Here is a 19,386-nt window from a genome sequence, read left to right on the forward strand (position 1 = left end):
CTTGAACCTTATCCATAACAGCGAGTGTTGCGCTCGTTGCGGATTTAATCAAGAGCAAAAACGATCTGGGCAAAAAAGACGCAGACAACACTATCTCCCAACCAGCCCATCACTACCTCTGACCATGTCAGAAGCAGTATGAAAAAGGCCAGTAAATCGCTGGCCATTTTCATACCTTAATCACTCCAAAAACATCACTGCAGCGATAGCGAGTTCAGCCCAAGCACTTTAACCGCAGTTGAGGCAACCCCCGCACCGAAATCTCTGGCAAAACGCTCAAAAGGTGTCAAACGCAGAGAAAAGTCGACAATTTCTTCCTCACCAATCACTTCACGAGCCACATAACCTGCACTGCCCAGACCATCAAGCAGACCCAGTCCTACCGCCTGCTCACCTGTCCAGACCATACCTGAAAAGATATCCTTGTTATCAGACAGTCGATCTCCACGCCCCTGCTTGACCACATTGATAAATTGATTGTGGATCGTATCCAGAGACTGCTGCCACCGCTGCGTAGCTTCAAAGTCTTGTGGCTGGAAAGGATCATTAAAGGCTTTGAATTCACCCGCAGTGTAGGTACGACGAGTCACACCCAGCTTTTTCATGGCGTCAACAAAGCCAAAGCCGGAAGAAATTACACCAATGGAACCCACCAGACTGGCTTTATCCGCATAAATCTTGTCAGCCGCCGCCGCTATGTAGTAACCACCTGAAGCACCAATATCCATGACCACTGCATAGAGAGGAGTCTGAGGATACATTTGTCTCAGACGCCTGATCTCGTCGTAAATGTAACCAGACTGAACGGGACTGCCACCAGGGCTGTTGATACGAAGAATAACACCCTTTGTGCCTTTATCTTCAAAAGCCGCGCGCAGCCCTGTAACCACTGAGTCAGCATTGACATCATCGGTACCGATAACACCATCCAGGTCGACCAGAGCAGTGTGAGATACACTGGCTGGAGCACTGGAAAAATCCACATGCATGGCTTTATAGAAAACACCCACGGATACAAACAACCAAGCAAAGGTCAGAAGTTTGAAGAAAATCCCCCAGCGACGTGCACGGCGCTGCTCTCTCAGGGCCCCCTGAGCCAGATCCTCAATCAGCTTCCAGGCACGCCCATCTTTATCACCTGACTGTTCATAGTCATCACTCTCATTCCATGAACTACTCACTCAACTCACTCCTGTTATTTTCAATAACCTTTTCTGTTTCCCATTTGACCGGGGCACAAAACTGTTCTTTCACCGGGACTGTCAGCGTTTGCCCAACCAGTCAACCAACTCATCAAAAGAGCCCACCGTGTGCACAGGGCCATGCTCTTTGAGCCTGCATTCATCCTGCGCACCATAGCTGACCGCCACACTGTCCATGCCGGCATTGGCAGCCATGTCCAGATCAAACCCGGAATCCCCAACCATAAGCGCCTGATCTGCAGTCACACCAAACTCAGCCAGCAACTGTTCAAGCATCATCGGATGAGGTTTGGAATAAGCATCATCAGCTGTCCGGCTAGCCTCAAAATAGGGCTGGTAATCATTGGCGGCCATCGAGCGTTCCAGACCTGCTCTTTTTTTACCCGTAGCCACCGCCATTCTGACCCCAGCGCCTTTCAGACACTCCAGACCCCGGCTAACTCCGGGGAAAGGACGGGATGGCTTTTGCTCCAGCTCAAGATGAAAATCCCGGTATGCCTCACGATAAACGAGGGCCTGCTCTTCATCCAACCCGGGATAAAGTTTTGCAATTGCTTCTCCCAGACTCAGACCAATAATGCCTTTATAAGAATCATCTGCAAGAACAGGCAACGCCAAACTCTCTGCCGCCTTCACCAGAGCGGTCACAATATTGGGCACTGAGTCAATTAACGTGCCATCCCAGTCAAATACAACCAGTGAATACTCTTTTCTTTCCATCTTACCTGATCAATTTACTGCTGTTTGTCCTGATGCCCATAGCGCTGGAAAAACCGCGATCAACATCATTAAAAACATTAACCCCTGAGCGTCTCTAACACACCGCCAAGATCTTCCGGCAAAGGGGCATCAATTATTAAAGTCTGGCCGTCCGGCAGGACCAATCTGAGCCTGGCAGCGTGAAGATAAAGTCGCTTCAGCCCAAACTCTCTGAATCGTCTATTATCTTCATCTGACGTGTACTTTTCATCCCCGAGAATTGGGTACCCGGCATACAGACAATGCACCCTGATCTGGTGTGTTCTTCCGGTAACCGGACTGGCCTCTACCAAAGTGGCCATTTCACTGGCATGACTAAACCGCTCCAGGACCTTATAAAGGGTCTTTGAACGTTTACCTTCTAAATCAACCGTCACAACACGCTCTCCGGAACGAAGGGTATTTTTCAGCAAAGGCGCATTCACCAGAACCTTCCTGCTTGGCCAGCGCCCAAGGACGAGAGCGTTGTAGATTTTACTGATTTTGTCTTCCTTCAGTTGGGCATGAAGATAACGAAGCATGCTTCGTTTTTTAGCAATCATCAGACAGCCCGAGGTATCACGATCCAAACGATGGACCAGCTCCAGACTTCGCTCCTCGGGGCGAATATTTCTCAGGGTCTCAATAACACCGTGAGCAATACCGCTGCCACCATGAACAGCAATACCCGCTGGCTTATTGATGATGATCAGAGATTTGTCTTCATAAAGGATGGAGTCTTCAAGCTTCCGGGTAATGACCGCCCCCGGCGCTGCCACGGGAGCCATTTCTGAAACCCTGACAGGGGGAACCCTTAACAGATCTCCATCCTGAAGCCGGTAATCGGCGGTTACACGCTTTTTGTTTACCCTTACTTCACCCTTACGAATAATTCTGTAAACCCGGGTTTTAGGTACGCCTTTGAGAATCCGTATCAGGTAATTATCGACCCGCTGCCCGGCATCTTCGCTATCAATATTAATCATTTTTACCGCTGGGCGGGGTTCCCCGGCCTGCCGAGAGTCGTTCTGATGTCTATCCATAGTGCTATAGTATCAGCTTTCCCCCATTTGAAGCACTTACTGATTGCTGGTATAGTTGAGGCACTGCCTTGTGCATATCTGAAGAGGCAGTTCGATTTACGAAACCTGAGAGCGGCCGACAGCGGGATTGGCAAGTACAAAGAGCCATCAAGCCACTTGAAGCAGAGCCGATGACACTCAGGACAGATGAAACACCATCACGGCCCAGCCGTGTAAGATAAACAGCGCTACTCTCTGTCAAGCAGTGCACCCCCGGATTCCGGGCGTGAGGAAAACTCCGGGAAAGTTGACATTATCATCGGCCTATTTTTTTATCGAGCCAATCGCTATCGATAAACGCCGAAAACTCCCGGCAAGACTGAATTCCCCGCCCAGGGTGGCCCGTCTGGATCAAGACCTGGTCACCAGTTTGATGCTATATCGTTACAAAGCAGGTTAAAGAAGTACTGGGAAGTAACTCTGATAGCACAGATTATAAACCGGCAGTTCCGCATCAGTGACGGACCGGAAAACAAGAAAACGGGCAGTGCCGGCTTGAGAGGCTAGCCTCTGAATTTATTCGGTACTCTATGAAGAGAATGTTAATCAATGCAACTCAGTCTGAAGAGTTGCGCGTTGCACTGGTTGATGGCCAGCGACTATACGATCTGGACATCGAGTCCGGCGCTCGTAAACAGAAAAAAGCTAATATCTACAAAGGAAAAATCACCCGGGTTGAGCCCAGCCTGGAGGCTGCTTTTGTCGATTTTGGCGCTGAACGTCACGGATTCCTCCCCCTGAAAGAGATATCCCGGGAATACTTCAGCTCCCCCCACCAAGGTGGTCGCCCCAATATCAGGGACGTCATCAGGGAAGGGCAGGAAGTCATTGTTCAGGTTGATAAGGAAGAGCGTGGTAACAAAGGTGCGGCTCTCACGACACTAGTCAGCCTGGCAGGTCGTTACCTTGTTCTGATGCCGAACAACCCCAGAGCCGGCGGTATTTCCCGTCGCATTGAAGGTAATGAGCGGGCTGAGCTCCGTGAAATTCTCAGCAACCTCAATACCCCTTCCGAAATGGGTGTTATTGTGCGCACCGCGGGCCTCGGTTGCTCCAGAGAAGAGCTGCAATGGGACCTCGACTACCTGCTTCAACTCTGGAGTTCCATCAAAGATGCAGCGCAAAAGCCTGCACCCATGCTGATTTATCAGGAAAGCAACGTTATTATTCGTGCGATCCGAGATTATCTGCGTCAGGACATTGGCGAAGTACTGATCGACAAAACCAGCGTATTTGACGAAGCCCTGGATTTCATCAGGCGCGTGATGCCTCAATATCAGCACAAGGTCAAGCTGTATAAAGACAGCATTCCACTGTTCAACCGCTTCCAGATCGAATCCCAGATTGAAACAGCCTTCCAGCGCGAAGTTAAGCTACCTTCCGGTGGTTCTATTGTCATTGACCCCACTGAAGCCCTGGTTTCCATTGACATTAACTCCGCCCGTGCAACCCGTGGTGGCGATATCGAAGAAACCGCACTGAACACCAACCTGGAAGCGGCCGATGAAATTGCCCGGCAGCTCAGACTCCGTGATATCGGCGGTCTGATTGTGATCGACTTCATCGACATGAGCCACAACCGCAATCAGCGCGAAGTCGAGAACCGCATCCGTCAGGCTCTATCCATGGATCGCGCGCGCGTCCAGACCGGACGAATTTCTCTATTCGGGCTGCTGGAAATGTCACGTCAGCGTCTGCGCCCTTCACTGGGTGAAACCAGCGGCGTAGTCTGCCCAAGATGTTCTGGTCAGGGTACTATCCGTGACATTGAATCTCTGGCTTTATCCATCCTACGTTTAATGGAAGAAGAAGCCCTGAAAGACAAGACTTCTGAAATCCGTGCCCAGGTACCAGTCGCTGTAGCTGCATTCCTGTTAAATGAGAAACGGCAGACCATCGCCAAGATTGAGAAACGTCACAGGATCCGCATTGTTGCGATTCCCAACCCTAATCTCGAAACGCCTCATTACGACGTACAGCGCCTAAGAGATGACCACGTACTGGAAGGCTCTGAGAGCAGCTACGAAATCATCTCTGCCGAAGAACCACAGGAAGAAAAAGCGGCTTCTTCCCAGACCAAAGCTACACCCCGGCAGGAAGCGGCAGTCAAGAACGTAGCTCCGACTCAACCTGCGCCGGCTCAGGCTGAAAAACAAGGCCTGCTTAAATCTTTTGTCAAAGCGATTGGCGGCCTCTTCGCAGCTGAAGAAACCCCTGAAAAGCCTGCCCAGACTGAAACTCACAAACCTGCTCGTCAGCCAAGAGATCGCAATAGTCAACAACGCGACTCTCAACAACGGGATCATCGTGGCCAGCGCCAGCAACGCACTAAGCCACAGCACCACAAAGAGCAGCCTGATGGTCGCCAAGCTCGCCACGAGCGCCGTCGCAGTGGTCGCCAGCAGGACGAGAGAAAAGACAACACGTCCCGGCAGGAACGCAATATTCGCCAGCAGCCGGAAGAGCGTAGCTCTCGTCGCCTGCAACAAGAAAGAAGAGATCGTCGTGAGCCTTTAACAGAACCGAAACATCAGGACCAGACCACTTCTGAACAGCAGGAAGATAACCGTCGTCGCCGTCGCCCCGGCACTGCACATCGCAGAAGAAACAACCGCCCCTCCCAGAGAGATCGAAGCCAACTGGAACAACCTGTACTGCCTTCACTCTCAAAGCCTGAAGAAAGCAGGACAGATGACCCGGCACACCCTGCGGCCACCCGGGCACCTGCGGCTATTAATGCGCCTGCGGCTGTTAAAGAGCCTTTAGAACAAGCTCCTCAAAGGCAGAGAAATAAACCAGCTCTCCAACAGGGAGTAAAAACGCCGCAGGAAGCTTCGGCTGAAAACACGGTTACCAGAGAATCCAGGCAGCAAGTTACCCACCAGCCAGAAACGGTCGAGGTAGTTGCCGAAGCGCCAGCAATCAGACAGACTGAAGAAGCTGTCAGCAAGCCAGCTCCTGCCACTGAGCAGAAGCCTCACGCTGAAGACGTCCGTCATAAAGCAGATGCTACGCAGCCGGTTACAGAAGGACTTAAAACCACCACACCTCGAATGACTGAAATGGCCAAGGCAGTGGCCGCCAATAGCCACAGAGAGGCAACTCCTCTTCAGCAGCCGAATATTCCGGTTCAGCCAGGTGCTGAACCCAGAGCTGCAAAAGCAGAAGAATCTGCCAAGCCTGCCGCTGTGGGGACTGAGACCACCATGGCAGCTGCTCCAGCAGAGACAGAAACACCCTCTCCGGCACAATCGACTGAAGCCGCACCTCAAAACCAGGAAGCCCCTGAGGCGGTCAAGCCTGATGCTTTAGCTGAGCCAACCTCGAATATTGTTGAGTTCAGCAAGAAGGAAGAGCCTGCCCCGCGCCGCAGACGCAGCCGCGCTCACAACGACCCTCGTATGAAGCGTCGCCAGGAGCAACAGCGAGCTACAGCAGCTACTCAGCAGTCTGAAAACAAACCATCTGAAGACCAAAAATCCGCTGTCTCTGCATCACAGGAAAACTAATAATCCAGCCCGGTGAGCCATCACCGGGCTTAGTTGTTTCGAAGAGAGTCCATCGTTGTAGACCTGTCAGACTACATCGACTCTTATAAAAAAAAGGAGAGGTAATACCTCTCCTTTTTTTAACAACGATAATTGCTAGTCGCAAATCACCAACTCTATCGCCGAATTTGCTATAACCTCCTCGAGTGGCTCAGGTGGCTCAACATCCGTGAATAAGACATCAATCTGCTCAAGATGCCCCAACCTGACCATGGCACTCCGTCCGTATTTACTATGGTCTGCCGCCAGAAAACAGTGTTTGGCATTACCAATCATGGCCTGTGCGACCCTAACCTCATGATAATCGAAGTCCATCAGGGCTCCGTCCATATCGATACCACTGATCCCCATAACAGCATAATCTACTCTGAATTGTTCAATAAAATCCCGAGTTGCCTGACCGACAATACCACCATCACGATTTCGAACTTCCCCCCCTGCAATCACAACGGTAAAGTCTTCACGCTGTAAAAGAATTGAAGCCACATGAAGGTTATTGGTAACGACTCTTAACGCCCTGTGATTAAGCAATGCCCTGGCAACCGCTTCAGTTGAAGTGCCGATATTGATAAACAGCGATGCACCATCAGGTATTCTCTTGACCAGCTCTGCTGCAATGCGATCCTTTTCTTCACTCAGGCTCATCTTTCGCTCAGAATAAGCAGTATTAACAGTACTACTGGACGGCAGACCTGCCCCACCATGATGCCGTGAGATCAGTTTTTTTTTGTCCAACTCATTGAGATCTCTGCGAATCGTCTGGGCAGCCACTTTAAAGTGTTGCACCAATTCATCTGTCGTCATAAAGCCATGCTGACGAATTAAATCAACAATCAATTCCTGACGATGGGTCTGAGGTATAGAAGACACAGCGGCTGTCTTGGCAGTCATCCGAAAACTCTTATCGGCTAAAAACACCCTGTCCCTGAAAGTAACAGAGTGTCAATCCATGAAGATGGTCCAGTCAATACCGTCAGCATACCAACTTACAATGCCTATAGCGAAGATAATTCGAAAGCCTGTTTTGATTGCACTTACAGTCTGGCCAACAAAGCATCATCCAGGTTGTAAATGTCCGGCCTGAATCGAACACGGCCACTGCTATCTGGCCAGGCTGTGAAGTAAACAAAATAGAGTGGAACGGGTTTTCTGAGTTTTAACTTACCTGTCTCCGTGGTGGCCTGCAACGTCCTTACTTCATTTTCCATTCCCTGACTTTTAAGAATATTACCGATTAAATGCTCAATATTCTCAACCCGGGTGCAACCGGAACTGAAGGTTCTGACAGACTGCCTGAAAAGATCTGGCTTGTCAGTATCGTGCAGATAGACACTGTAGGCATTGGGAGAGTCCAACTTATACTTACCCAATGGATTCACCTTCCCCGGCTTCTGCTCCAAACGATAGGGAAAGCCCCTCTGACTGTATTTGTTCCAGTTGATAGTATCAGGATCCAGCTCTCTTGCACTTGATTTCCAGCTCTCATAAACAGAAAAACCCTCACGTTTCAGGAATGCAGGATCTTTCTGAGCCCTTCTCAATAACGAAGTTGAGGAAATAGAAGATGGTACTCGCCAGTAAGGATTGACTGTAATACTCTCTATACTTTCCTGAAAAATCGGAGTCTGGCGAGAAGGCTTGCCAACGATGGCCCGATAGAGCCTCTGTTTTTCTCTACCCGTCACCCAGGCCACATTAAAACCAGCAATATCCACCAGCACATGAGGATAAGGCAATGATCTGGGCATCCACCTCATTCGCTCCATATTCACCTTCAGGACTTTGATTCTTTCAAGGGTTAATGCAACCAGAGCCTGACGAGTGCGCTGACCAATATACCCGTCCGCACGAATCCTATATTGCTTTTGTAAATTCTTGATCACTGACGTGTGGGATCGACTGAACTGCCCTGCTGGCAAACGATCGGCCAGATCCAGATCAATCAACCATCGGTTCAGAGTCAAAATGGAAGGATGACGATCTCCTTCTTGCAGCACCCTATCCGCCGGAAAGTGATCAATGGCTTTTTCCAGATGAGTATTCAATCGTTGCAGTGTTTTCTTGAACAACTCATATTGCGGCAGCCTGGGCTCAATCAAATCAAGCGAGTTGGAGTCCATATGCTCCTGTAATACAGGCAAGGCAGCTGTGTCTGCAATCCTCCATCCGGGCTGATAAACTCTTCTGTCCAGTCGCCCGGTATCCAGATAAGCCGCAAATTCGGAAGCTACTTTTCGAACATTCTGCTCAGAGGGATCAGTCGCCAACTGCAGCCACTGACTCTGAGGGAACTCAATACCGTGCTGGGGCGCTGTCGACATCCAACTGATCAACTGCTGACTGGAAGCAGCTTCTGAATGGCCTTCACTCTTGATTCGGACACCGGGCTCTGAGAAGGCGGAAGGGGCTGACAGCCAATCTTCCGCGGACACGCTTGTAACCAATAGGCTCACAAACAGGTATGGCACCAATAATGACAGAACACTGCGCATGAAAACTCCATTTACAGTACAAGCCTCACTGCATCACAGGCTTTCATCGAACAGAAAAAATCTCGTACTTACTTAAGAGTAGACAGCCCGGAAACGGTTTTTTCTTCACCACAAGAAGGGAAAAAGATTGCCAGAAAACTGGCACTGGTTTTTGAGAGAACAGAATAAAAATCAATAGACTCTTGGTTCCATCTCAAGCTCGACACCGAACTGATCATGAACAACAGCCCGGATGTGTCTGGCCAGCCTCAGCAAATCATCAGGCTCTGCCCCGCCATGATTGACCAGTACCAGAGCCTGCTTGTGATAAGTGCCAACCGATCCCTGACGAAAACCCTTGAGGCCTGCCCGATCAATCAGCCAGCCAGCGGCCAGCTTCCAACGCCCTTCAAAGGGATAGGCCACGATGTCAGGGTAATCTGTCTGCACCCTCTTCAAAAGCGCTTCATCCACCAGAGGGTTTTTAAAAAAGCTACCGGCATTACCCAGTTCTGATGGGTCAGGCAACTTTTCTCTGCGAATATCACAGACCACGTCACTGATCGCAAAGGCATCAGGATGCTTGTTTGAGCGCCGCTCTACTTCCTGCTGCAAATGGCCATAAGAGAGTCTGGGCAACCAGTTGGCATCCAGAGCAAACGTAACAGAAGTGATAATAAAATGGTCACGAGCCGACTGTTTGAAGATCGAGTCACGATAGCCAAACTGGCAATCCTCAAGAGAAAAGCATTTCAGTTCTCCAGACTGAATATCCAGCGCTTCCAGACTCTGGAAGTAATCTTTGATTTCAACACCATAAGCACCAATATTCTGAATCGGCGCTGCACCCACATTCCCCGGAATCAGGGAGAGATTCTCAAGCCCAAATGCCCGTTTACCCAAAGTCCAGCGGACAAACCCATGCCAGTTCTCACCCGCTCCCGCAGTCACACTGACACATCCAGCCTCTCGGGAAATGATCTTTTTACCAAGGATATTGACATGAATAAACAAAGCTTCCTGATCACTACTTAACACCAGATTACTGCCTCCCCCCAGAGGAACAACGGGCAGTTTTTTCAGAGTGGCAAAAGCGATGGCCTCATGAAGGTCCCCGATCGAGCCTACCTCAGCAAAATAGCGAGCATTGACCCTGAAACCAAAGGTATTCAGGGCTTCGAGGGAATAGTTTTCAAGAATTCTCATCAGGAAATATCGGCCAGCCTGTTTTCCACGAGCCCCCTGATCACTTTAAGATCAGCTTCCGTATCCACCCCATGGGGAGGCGTCTCCATGGCGTCAGCCACGTGAATACGATGGCCATTCCAGAGCAGTCTCAACTGTTCGAGAGACTCAACGGACTCAACCGGACTCTGTTCCCATTGCACATACTGATTCAGCAGACTGACACGATACGCATAGATACCAATGTGGCGTCTGTAAATATCCACTGCGGGCAGTGAGCTGCCATTCTCGGCAAACTCATCTCTGGCCCAGGGCACAGGAGCGCGACTGAAGTAAAGGGCAAACCCTTCACGATCAGTCACTACTTTGACCACATTGGGATTAAACAGATCGGCTCGATTCCGCACAGGCTCGGAAAGTGTTGCAGCACCCGCTGTCTCAGTCTTTATCAGATTATTAGCCACCTGATCGATGACTTTTGCCGGAATCAGTGGCTCATCACCCTGCACATTAACAATCACTTCGTTGTCACCCATTTCATAGAGACGAGTGACCTCCTGAAGACGATCGGTTCCTGAAGGATGGCCGGCCAGCGTCATGCAAGCCTCGGCATCGAACTTTTCAACGGCATTGATGATACGCTCATCATCAGTCGCGATAATGACACGAGTGGCCTGACTCTCACAGGCTCGCTCATAGACGTGCTGAATCATAGGCTTACCGCAGATATCAATCAGTGGCTTGCCGGGCAGACGACTGGAACTGAATCGGGCAGGAATAACAACTGTAAACGGAGCAGTGGAAGCACTCATCATGCAGATGTATCCTCTTGGGAAGATGCCGCCTCGCCGCCCTCCAGCCGCTCATCAGCAGTCAGGGTACGAGCTTCGTTTTCCAGCATGACAGGAATACCATCACGAATGGGATAGGCCATGCCGCAGGGTCGACAAATCAGCTCAGCCGCTGATTTGTCGTATTTCAGATTGCCCTTGCAGAGGGGACAGGCCAGAATCTCAAACAGCTTCTTGTCCATGGGTATCCTTATCAGACCGACTCTGCGGCCCATTAGTTTCAATCAGTGTCAGAATGCGTTCAAAAACCGTCTCAGGCACTCTGGCCCGAACCGGCAGAAACCAGAAACGGGATTCTGCGAAAGCAGAGCATTTTACTGCATCCTTGGCCGTCATGATAACGGGCAGATTGTCCCGAAACTGAAAATCTTCTTTCCTGAACCCATAATGATCGGGAAAAGGATGGGGAATCACCTCATATCCCAGTTTTTCCAGCGTTCTGAAAAAGCGCTCCGGATTCCCTATACCTGCCACTGCATGAACTTTACCGGAGACAGGCGGCTGATCCGTATTCTTCCCATTGACAGGCCTGAGTGCATCAGGCTCAAGGAAAAAACAGTCAAAGTGACAATCAACCACACCGGAGGGCTTACCATTGATCACAACCTGATCGACTTCCCTGAGCCTGCCGGGTGGCTCCCTGAGGGGCCCGGCAGGCAAGTTGAGACCATTACCCAGCATTCTCTGGCCATCCAACACCACCAATTCAACGTGACGATCCAGATTATAGTGTTGAAGACCATCATCAGCGATCACCAGATTACAATTTTTCTGCTCAATCAGTGCTTTTGCTGCTGAAACCCGATCCGGATCCACCATGATCGGGACATTCAGCTGCTGAGCCAGCATTACAGGCTCATCCCCAACCAGTGCAGGATCGGACTCAGGCAAAACTTCTGCGGGTAATTGAATGCTTTTGTCGGCTCCAAAGCCGCGACTGGCGACCCCTGGCTTAAATCCCTGCCGGATTAATCTTGCTACCAAACTGGCTACAAAAGGCGTCTTACCCGTACCCCCTACCGTAATATTGCCAACAATAATGACGGGAACAGGCGACCGCCAGCGCTCGGAGTGTTCCAGCTTCATCCGGCGATTTCGGGCTATCCGGGCGTATAAAAAAGACAATGGAAGCAACAGTCGGGTCCAGAACCCGCGGCCGTACCATGAGTTGAGAACCGAGTCACTGATTACTGCCTGCCAACGACGAGATTCTTTGTTTTCCATGAGGAGTCAGTCACTCTTAACTAAAAAATGCAAACGCAGCCTGTGAAGACTGCGCTTGTATCAGAGGTCACGGGCCTTTCTGGCTCATTCACCGTTACTGCTCTGATTCTACCGGTTTTCGAGTTGTCATGCTGAGGTTTGCAAAACCCAGCTGTCCGGCAGCATCCATGGCGGTTACCACTGACTGATAAGGCGTATTGGCGTCTGCCGTGATAGTAAGAGGCAGGTTGGAGTCTCCTTCACTGACTTTTGCCAAGGCATTTTTCAGTGTGTCCAGACTGCTGTTCACGAGAGACCGTCCGTTCACAGCATAATAACCTTCACGGCTGATGGTAATTTCCACCCGGGTCTTCTCAACAGCTGCTCTTTGCTCACCACTGGCCTCCGGTAAATCAATGGCCAGCTGAGTCTCCTTGGTGAAGGTCGTCGAAACCATAAAGAAGATCAGCAATAAAAAGACCACGTCAATCAGTGGTGTCAGGTTGAGCGAGACCTCTTCCCGGGACTGGCGACGAAATTTCATCACTTGCCCTCGCGGTCTTTTAGCTTTCGCTCTCCCTGAAGCACTTCCACCAACTTGGTGGCTTCCTGCTCCATGGTGACAACCAGCTCATCCACACGGCGGGTAAAATAACGGTGAAAGATCAGGCTGGGAATCGCCACGGTCAGGCCAGCTGCAGTGGTAATCAGAGCTTTGGAGATCCCCCCTGCCAGCACGCCGGCATTACCTGTGCCTTCCAGCATGATCACGGTAAACACATCAATCATACCAATCACTGTACCCAACAGGCCCAGCAAAGGCGCAATGGCAGCAACCGTTCCCAAAGTATTAAGATAACGTTCCAGTTCATGAATAACCCTGCCAGCCTGCTCCTCAATACTTTCTTTCATGATATCGCGGCCATACCGGGCATTACTGATGCCTGCCGCAAGGATTTCACCCAACGGAGACCCGCTCCTCAAGCCACTGACTTTCTTGCTGTCCAGGTCATTATTCTTGATCCACTTCCAGACCTGAGACAGAGTATTTCTGGGTGCAATGCGCGACGGCCTGAGCGTCCAGAGACGTTCAAAAATAATTGCCATGGCAATGACAGAACTCAGCAGGATTGGCAGCATCAGCCAACCACCGGATTTCACCAATTCGAACACAGCCCATTCCCTTCCAGAAGCCTGTTTAATGAAAAGACTCTACCATAGAGCATCAGCTTAAAACCACGAACACATGCGTATCAGCCGCAATATTGCCAACAATATGGCTGCAACGATTAAACTGTAGCTCTACACTCAGCGCCACCAATATCTGGCACTTTGAATTTTGTACTTTTTCACTGCCTCCGGGCCCCTCCCCATGACAAAACTAAGCGTTCCTGAAGTAGCCGTGTTGTAGAGAGTTGCCCCGAGTCGCTCAACCCGATTCAGGGTCTCCTCCGCCGGATGTCCATATGGATTTCGATAACCCGAGGACACCAGCACCTGTGATGGATTGACCAGGGACAAAAACGCTTGCGAACCTGAAAAACGGCTACCATGATGTGGAAGCAGTAGGTAGTCAGCCTCGAGACTTTCAAACTGATTGATTAGAAGAGACTCGGTTTTTTTACCAATATCACCGGTTAAGAGCAGCTTTTCATTACCTGCTGTCACTCTCAACACACAAGATCGCTCGTTGTCAGAAACCGATAACCGGCTGCCCGACAAAACCTCGAACTCTACTCCGTCCCATTGCCATTTCATTCCAGGCAGACAGGGACTCATTGCCCCCTCAAACCCGGTAACCGCAGAGCCCGACATAATTTCTGCTTCTGGGTACCGTTGATGAATCAATTCAAGCCCACCCGAATGATCGTTATCCCCGTGAGAAATTATGACACGGTCTACCCGGTCAATTCCAAGGCGGCTGAGATACGGAACAATGATACCATCCACCGAGTTGAAACGGCCTCTGGAAGCCACTCCGGTATCATACAACAGTATGTTCTGACGAGTTTGCAAGAGCACTGCAACCCCCTGCCCCACATCCAGTACAGCCACTTTCACCTCTCCTGCTGCCGGGTGATCCTTGTCAGGAAAAAAAAGAGGCAGCAGAAAAAAGGGGAAAAGTACTCTTAACCCAAGCCCCCTGGGTGTAGCCAGAACCAATACAGCTCCAGCAATCAGGACAACTTGTACCAGTCCTATGCTAACAACAGGCATGAAAGCAGGCACTGATGAGACGGTGGCCAGCCCCACATCCCAAAACCTGAAAGCGTCATCCAGAAAATGAAGAATACCGATAGAGACCGAAAAGAAAAACGGCTGCAATGCCAGCGCAAGAAAAGCAGCAGGTACGACCAGTAGCCCCATGACAGGAATCGCAACAAGATTAATCAGGGGCGAAAACAGGGATACCGATTGCTGATTGAACAACAACATGGGAGCCAACATCAGGAAAACCAGCCATTGAGGTCTAAGCCAGTGCCTCGTCCTGCCTCCCATGTTGATATCGGCATTCATAAAAATCCTGCCACAGCAACCGTAGAGCAAAATGCCTACCGCCGAAAAGGAATACCAGAAACCGGCACTGGTTATTGCCAAAGGCTCGATGGACAGAACGACACAAAGCGCCAGCAGGAACAAAGTCGTGGGCCTGGCTTTAATACCCAGCAAAGGACCCGATAATGCCAGACCGGTCATCACCAGTGCTCTTTGAACCGGCACCGTAAAGCCGGCCATGAAGGCATAGATCAGGGCAAACAATAAACCGGCCCCGGCAGCATATCGGGGCAAGGTCATCTTCCTGAGAGGAAGAGCGCCTGTTCGGGCCAGCATCATCGTTAGCCAGTAACCGACTGCCGCCATGAGACCTATATGCAGACCCGAAATCACCATTAAATGAGTCGTACCGGTCTGATTCAACGATTCCCATTGTTGCTGAGAGATTCCCGACTTATCACCTATTAACAAGGCTGATAACAAGGCGGCAGAATTTTTGCTGCAATGTTCATAGAGCCACTGTCGTAACGCACTTCTATATCGACTTCTGAAAAAAACCATATCATCTGAAGTCGCTATTTTTTCACCTGACTTAACATAACCCGTTGCCTGTATATTCTCTCTGGCCGCCCAGGCCTCTCTGTCAAAAGCCCCCGGACTGCGATTGCCCCGAGGGTGCTTAATCCGTACCTGTAACTGCCACAAGTCTCCAGCCTGAATTTCAGGTGCCTGATACCAACTAAGTCGAATCTTTTTAAGATGCTCAGCAGTCTTCCCTTCCACGGTTTTCACAGTAAAATCAAAGCGGGTGAGGTGCAGGTGATAAGCAGGCATATCAGAGATGAATCCTGTTACTGTCATCGCTCTGCTTTCTTGCTCTCTGTTTATCCAGCTCTTCTTCAACCCATCAGCATGTAAAAACCCTGTAAAGATTCCGATCAATCCCAACCCCAGATAAAGAAGGATCAACACCGAAAAACCCTTAGGGAAGTCATTGCCACCCGTTACAATGCTCTGGCAAGCCACAGCCTCTTTGATGACATGCAGCAGTCCTATCACAATAAACACCAGGGCCAAAACGCCGATAAACCAAATAGACATATCGCCTGGTATTGCCGGAAAAAGAACCGTCAGCACTATTCCCGATAAATAGCTACAGTAAGCTGTGGGAAGACGGATAGTGTGTTTCATTTAATCAGTGCATAATGTCGAGTTTTTTTACAGAGAGCGCACAGGTCAGACCCAATATGAGTTTGGCGCACGTATCAGGCTCTCAGCATAGTCATCAAGATTGGATTATGCTGGGGGGTATCACTGTTAGATGGCATAACGTCAAACGGTTCTGCAAGGCAATGAGAGGGTGAGTGATTAATGCTCACAAAACTGCCTGATCAAAACAACCGGGGACAACCGAGCCTCAGGGAGTGAGTCTTTGCATTCGATTCACTGCTTTTGGAACGATTTGTCCACACTGCAGACTGGAAATCAGTCTCAGATCAAAGAAAGAGTATATTTAAGGGACATGGCGAGGAAACTGATACAACGCTATCTGCCGGATCCGGGAACCATCAAGGGCAACCGCCATCTGCGATTTCTGGGCAGCGCTATTCACGATGCCAACCTCTGGCACCTGAATCGACGTTCAGCAGCCAGTGCTTTTTTCGTGGGCGTGTTCTGTGCTTTTATACCCATGCCCTTCCAGATGGTTGTGGCTGCTGCCATGGCCGTCATATTCCGCTGCAACCTGCCCCTTTCGGTAGCCCTGGTCTGGATCACCAACCCGGTCACCATGCCAGCCATCTTTTATTTCACTTATAAGGTGGGATGCCACATCCTGGATGTTCCCATCAGTGAAACGTCCTTCGAACTCTCTTTACATGGCGTGGGTGTCGGGCTGGCCAAAATCTGGAAACCCCTCTATCTTGGCTCATTAATTACCGGTGTTATTCTTGGTTTTCTTGGCTACCTGCTGATCAGGCTCTATTGGCGCTGGAATGTCGTTCATCAGTGGCGTCAGCGGCGCAAACGTATAATATGCAAAAAACCATAGACTCACCCATGTCTTGCGTCCCTTCATGGCAAGTATTCCAGTCGGGTCATAAACGAATGAATTTCACGGAAAATGCGACATTTTCATTCTATTGCTATGGACATGAGATCACGGTCTTCCTATAGTTAGCGACATGAGTTAAGGCACTCACCATTTGAAAAACTCTTTTTGACTCCTCGGTAATCCAAATACTGCCATGCAAAGAAGCTTCCAAAAGCGCAAGCCAAAACTGGAAGGTCGCGGTGTTCTTGAGAACATCAGCACCGAAGGCCCGCACAGTGACTGGCTGGGTATGCCAGATTATTATATCCATACACTGACCATATCTGATGACGAATATAAATATCTCTCCGCCGACAAGATTCTGGAGGTTGCTGTGGGTGATACGGTCGTTTTCCGCTATAAAGAACAGAGCAATGAGAAGCGTATCGACAAACGCTCGTTGGGTATCTACATTGACCCGAGTCAGTATATGAACAACAGCTAATTCATACTTTCTGAGCTGCACTTCTATGGGAGTGCAGCCAGCCTTTGTACCTTTTCCATCAGATCAGGTGGGCTGGCCTTATCAGCAAGTTCCTTAGTGATTGACCCGATGAAAATATATGCTTCGCAACTCTTTTTTCCATTGTTCATAAACAACGGATATTGGCAAAAAGCAAAAAACATCAAATACCTCGCCATACCGACCAGAGTGCAATGACTAACGCTCTTAAAATTGATGAAACTCACGCAGAAAGCTCTTTCTGTCGTGCATAAATTTCCGATGTTCCGGGTGACTCAGTGATCGCCTCTTTTCAGTGAATGCAGGGGCAATGAAACCCCAATTTGAATTTCGAGCAAAGTACACGACTACATCGACATTACTTTCTGACCACTGATTATGTACAATGTGGTCGTCACTGGAGGCTTCGACGGTTTTGACCTGTATTCTGTAATAGCTGGGCCCATCAGAAATTAATATGTCCGTTTGGTGTCCATGATCCAGAATAGGCAGAAAAACCTGCCAACCATCCTGCATCAACCAACTGACAACGATACTTTCATAGGACGTATTTTTTAATGCCTGATGCGTGCTGGCTTTGGTCTGAGTCATTCTTCTTGGCATTGCTTTTCCTTTAGATTTTTGAATCACATACGCTAAGTCATAGATTGCTCTAAAACAGTACCTTTCGTCTGCCAATTTATCCAATACAAACCGATCAAAAACCTCTAAACGGAAAACAAAAATAACGTACTTTTTAAAAATCGAAGTGGAGAAAACAGTGCATTGGCACACCCGGAAATCCACCTTGTACGCAGGGCTGCAATAGCAAATGACCGCTCAGCCAAGCAAACTTGTCGTCACTGAGACCTTGGCTTCCAGAGAGTTTGCCACCATCGTTATTGATAGCCATCAATAGCGCCATGCTTATTCAACGTAAGGGTATGCAAGCGACATTCGGTGATTGGAAAGCTTTATAGTCACCCTGGATTGCCATGAAGGGTCATACCTCTCCACAATACCGCGCACTTTCAGATAATTCTTGTGATCCGCTGCTATGAATTCACCGTTGATCTCTCCGCTTAACCTCTTCCCGTGTAGATTGATGTTCTGAAACCAAAAGCTGAAATGGTAGCCATTGCATAGGTTGGCTAAATCCTCTGAGTTGCCATAGGGATTAACCAAATAGTACTCTTCTCTGCCGTCAGGTTTGAGTTGCAGGGTCAGGACCATAAGTCCACCAGGATTGACATGCAATTTCAGCATCAATTTGTTGATACTGATGTTATATAATTTGGCCATATATTGAGCATCAAGCCTATAGGTTCCTGCAGGAATGGCACACGAAGTAATTGCACGTCCGAACACATGCGGTTGGGGCATTGCGTCGTACTTAGGATAAGGAGGGAACTCAAAGCCAATTGCAAAAACCAGCTGTGGAATAGCCACTAGGCTGTACCAGTATTTTTTCATGATGTATTACCCTATCGTCAGGAATCTAAGCGTTAAAGCTAACTGATGAGATTCTTCAGGATAGACGAAAGCCAGGATCTATTGTGCATCCACAGGATGGTTAAGATTGTTACGGCAAAGTACCACCCAAGTTATAGCTGATGGTTGTCCTCGACTCCGATTGACTCCTGCCGACTCCTCTTAACCTACCAACTTCCTGTAGACAGCACTTATTGCCCTGCAGCTCTTTCGTTATTCTCAATTTCCATGCAGCCATCAAAGTAGCACGCAAAATATAAATACATTGTTAATCGTGCAACTGAATCAGAGTTGACATAAAAAATCTGAGTGCAGTTGATAATTGACTCCTAAACGCGCAAAGATACTGATCTCGGATTTTTTCCGTCAACCAGTGCCAAGCCCGAATTTCACCCTGGTGCTGGCATTATTCTGTGCTGCTGAATACCCACATTAGCTAGCGGTTCGCAAGGACCCTTCGCCTTTCAGAAAGCCACTTATGACGAGGCTTTCAGAGTATCAAGCTGATGATAATAAACTTTTCTAAGCAGGGGTTAAAAACAGTTCGCAATAATCTATTATAATCTAAAACTATCTAATACAATC

The 19,386-nt window shown here is 49.3% G+C and carries 17 protein-coding genes; 3 read left to right on the plus strand and 14 right to left on the minus strand.

Annotated features, from left to right (window positions below; genetic code table 11):
• Window positions 1-194: 194 nt before the first annotated feature.
• The 3 genes from KDK17_RS04865 to rluC all read right to left on the minus strand — a co-directional run bounded on the left by KDK17_RS04865 (window position 195) and on the right by rluC (window position 2,926).
• Window positions 195-1,181 carry a S49 family peptidase gene (locus tag KDK17_RS04865; protein ID WP_257252936.1) on the minus strand — a complete coding sequence of 329 codons (987 nt, stop codon included), beginning with the start codon at window positions 1,179-1,181 and terminating at the stop codon, window positions 195-197.
• 81 nt (window positions 1,182-1,262) lie between these two features.
• On the minus strand, window positions 1,263-1,922 hold the full coding sequence (locus KDK17_RS04870; RefSeq protein ID WP_257252935.1) for an HAD-IIIA family hydrolase: 660 nt from the start codon (window positions 1,920-1,922) through the stop codon (window positions 1,263-1,265).
• A gap of 77 nt (window positions 1,923-1,999) precedes the next feature.
• Window positions 2,000-2,926, minus strand: coding sequence for a 23S rRNA pseudouridine(955/2504/2580) synthase RluC (gene rluC, locus KDK17_RS04875; RefSeq protein ID WP_257281443.1), 927 nt, complete (start codon window positions 2,924-2,926; stop codon window positions 2,000-2,002).
• Between the two features lie 626 nt (window positions 2,927-3,552).
• Between rluC and rne the strand changes: the two genes are divergently transcribed.
• Window positions 3,553-6,531, plus strand: coding sequence for a ribonuclease E (rne, locus tag KDK17_RS04880; RefSeq protein WP_257252931.1), 2,979 nt, complete (start codon window positions 3,553-3,555; stop codon window positions 6,529-6,531).
• A 135-nt stretch (window positions 6,532-6,666) separates the two neighbouring features.
• On the opposite strand, the gene KDK17_RS04885 is transcribed toward rne, so the two are convergent.
• From KDK17_RS04885 to KDK17_RS04925, 9 genes are all read right to left on the minus strand, one after another.
• A complete protein-coding gene (locus KDK17_RS04885; RefSeq protein ID WP_257252937.1) occupies window positions 6,667-7,431 on the minus strand; it encodes a DeoR/GlpR family transcriptional regulator in 765 nt (254 codons plus the stop codon).
• Between the two features lie 173 nt (window positions 7,432-7,604).
• The gene (locus KDK17_RS04890; RefSeq protein WP_257287485.1) at window positions 7,605-9,062 is read right to left on the minus strand and encodes a L,D-transpeptidase family protein; all 1,458 of its coding nucleotides are present in this window, start codon (window positions 9,060-9,062) and stop codon (window positions 7,605-7,607) included.
• A 171-nt stretch (window positions 9,063-9,233) separates the two neighbouring features.
• Entirely contained in the window at window positions 9,234-10,247 is a 1,014-nt protein-coding gene (gene murB, locus KDK17_RS04895) for a UDP-N-acetylmuramate dehydrogenase (RefSeq protein ID WP_257252929.1), read from the minus strand.
• Window positions 10,247-11,041 (minus strand): 3-deoxy-manno-octulosonate cytidylyltransferase, encoded by a 795-nt coding sequence (kdsB, locus tag KDK17_RS04900; protein ID WP_257287486.1) that lies wholly within the window; start codon window positions 11,039-11,041, stop codon window positions 10,247-10,249. Before kdsB ends, murB begins: the two co-directional genes overlap by 1 nt.
• Window positions 11,038-11,259, minus strand: a complete 222-nt coding sequence (locus tag KDK17_RS04905) for a Trm112 family protein (RefSeq protein WP_257252927.1) — start codon at window positions 11,257-11,259, stop codon at window positions 11,038-11,040. The genes kdsB and KDK17_RS04905 overlap by 4 nt, the downstream gene beginning before the upstream one ends.
• Window positions 11,240-12,301: a tetraacyldisaccharide 4'-kinase gene (gene lpxK / locus KDK17_RS04910; RefSeq protein ID WP_257252925.1), complete on the minus strand. Its 1,062-nt coding sequence runs from the start codon at window positions 12,299-12,301 to the stop codon at window positions 11,240-11,242. Before lpxK ends, KDK17_RS04905 begins: the two co-directional genes overlap by 20 nt.
• 94 nt (window positions 12,302-12,395) lie before the next feature.
• Complete coding sequence (locus KDK17_RS04915) at window positions 12,396-12,824, minus strand: biopolymer transporter ExbD (RefSeq protein ID WP_257252924.1); 429 nt, start codon at window positions 12,822-12,824, stop codon at window positions 12,396-12,398.
• Window positions 12,824-13,453, minus strand: a complete 630-nt coding sequence (locus tag KDK17_RS04920; protein WP_257252922.1) for a MotA/TolQ/ExbB proton channel family protein — start codon at window positions 13,451-13,453, stop codon at window positions 12,824-12,826. Before KDK17_RS04920 ends, KDK17_RS04915 begins: the two co-directional genes overlap by 1 nt.
• Before the next feature lie 135 nt (window positions 13,454-13,588).
• Window positions 13,589-15,877: a DNA internalization-related competence protein ComEC/Rec2 gene (locus tag KDK17_RS04925; protein ID WP_257287487.1), complete on the minus strand. Its 2,289-nt coding sequence runs from the start codon at window positions 15,875-15,877 to the stop codon at window positions 13,589-13,591.
• A 421-nt stretch (window positions 15,878-16,298) separates the two neighbouring features.
• On the opposite strand from KDK17_RS04925, the gene KDK17_RS04930 reads away from it, so the two are divergent.
• Both KDK17_RS04930 and KDK17_RS04935 read left to right on the plus strand, forming a co-directional pair.
• Window positions 16,299-16,826, plus strand: coding sequence for a DUF2062 domain-containing protein (locus KDK17_RS04930; protein ID WP_257252920.1), 528 nt, complete (start codon window positions 16,299-16,301; stop codon window positions 16,824-16,826).
• A gap of 196 nt (window positions 16,827-17,022) precedes the next feature.
• Window positions 17,023-17,313, plus strand: coding sequence for a hypothetical protein (locus KDK17_RS04935; protein WP_257252918.1), 291 nt, complete (start codon window positions 17,023-17,025; stop codon window positions 17,311-17,313).
• Window positions 17,314-17,538: 225 nt separating this feature from the next.
• Here the strand turns inward: KDK17_RS04935 and KDK17_RS04940 are convergent, their stop codons facing one another.
• Together KDK17_RS04940 and KDK17_RS04945 are read right to left on the minus strand one after the other, a co-directional pair.
• A complete protein-coding gene (locus KDK17_RS04940; RefSeq protein WP_257252916.1) occupies window positions 17,539-17,934 on the minus strand; it encodes a hypothetical protein in 396 nt (131 codons plus the stop codon).
• Between the two features lie 303 nt (window positions 17,935-18,237).
• Window positions 18,238-18,783, minus strand: coding sequence for a hypothetical protein (locus KDK17_RS04945; RefSeq protein ID WP_257252914.1), 546 nt, complete (start codon window positions 18,781-18,783; stop codon window positions 18,238-18,240).
• Window positions 18,784-19,386: the final 603 nt, after the last annotated feature.

Origin of the sequence: Endozoicomonas sp. SESOKO2 (assembly GCF_024606245.1) — a bacterium.
In the GTDB taxonomy this organism is placed as follows: domain Bacteria; phylum Pseudomonadota; class Gammaproteobacteria; order Pseudomonadales; family Endozoicomonadaceae; genus Endozoicomonas_A.

Coding starts and splice junctions, on each gene's coding strand:
- KDK17_RS04870 (WP_257252935.1), bottom strand. CDS start 1,922: ATGGAAAGAAAAGAGTATTCACTGGTTGTATTTGACTGGGATGGCACG.
- rluC (WP_257281443.1), bottom strand. CDS start 2,926: ATGATTAATATTGATAGCGAAGATGCCGGGCAGCGGGTCGATAATTAC.
- rne (WP_257252931.1), top strand. CDS start 3,553: ATGAAGAGAATGTTAATCAATGCAACTCAGTCTGAAGAGTTGCGCGTT.
- KDK17_RS04890 (WP_257287485.1), bottom strand. CDS start 9,062: ATGCGCAGTGTTCTGTCATTATTGGTGCCATACCTGTTTGTGAGCCTA.
- murB (WP_257252929.1), bottom strand. CDS start 10,247: ATGAGAATTCTTGAAAACTATTCCCTCGAAGCCCTGAATACCTTTGGT.
- kdsB (WP_257287486.1), bottom strand. CDS start 11,041: ATGATGAGTGCTTCCACTGCTCCGTTTACAGTTGTTATTCCTGCCCGA.
- KDK17_RS04905 (WP_257252927.1), bottom strand. CDS start 11,259: ATGGACAAGAAGCTGTTTGAGATTCTGGCCTGTCCCCTCTGCAAGGGC.
- lpxK (WP_257252925.1), bottom strand. CDS start 12,301: ATGGAAAACAAAGAATCTCGTCGTTGGCAGGCAGTAATCAGTGACTCG.
- KDK17_RS04915 (WP_257252924.1), bottom strand. CDS start 12,824: ATGAAATTTCGTCGCCAGTCCCGGGAAGAGGTCTCGCTCAACCTGACA.
- KDK17_RS04925 (WP_257287487.1), bottom strand. CDS start 15,877: ATGTCTATTTGGTTTATCGGCGTTTTGGCCCTGGTGTTTATTGTGATA.
- KDK17_RS04930 (WP_257252920.1), top strand. CDS start 16,299: ATGGCGAGGAAACTGATACAACGCTATCTGCCGGATCCGGGAACCATC.
- KDK17_RS04935 (WP_257252918.1), top strand. CDS start 17,023: ATGCAAAGAAGCTTCCAAAAGCGCAAGCCAAAACTGGAAGGTCGCGGT.
- KDK17_RS04940 (WP_257252916.1), bottom strand. CDS start 17,934: ATGCCAAGAAGAATGACTCAGACCAAAGCCAGCACGCATCAGGCATTA.
- KDK17_RS04945 (WP_257252914.1), bottom strand. CDS start 18,783: ATGAAAAAATACTGGTACAGCCTAGTGGCTATTCCACAGCTGGTTTTT.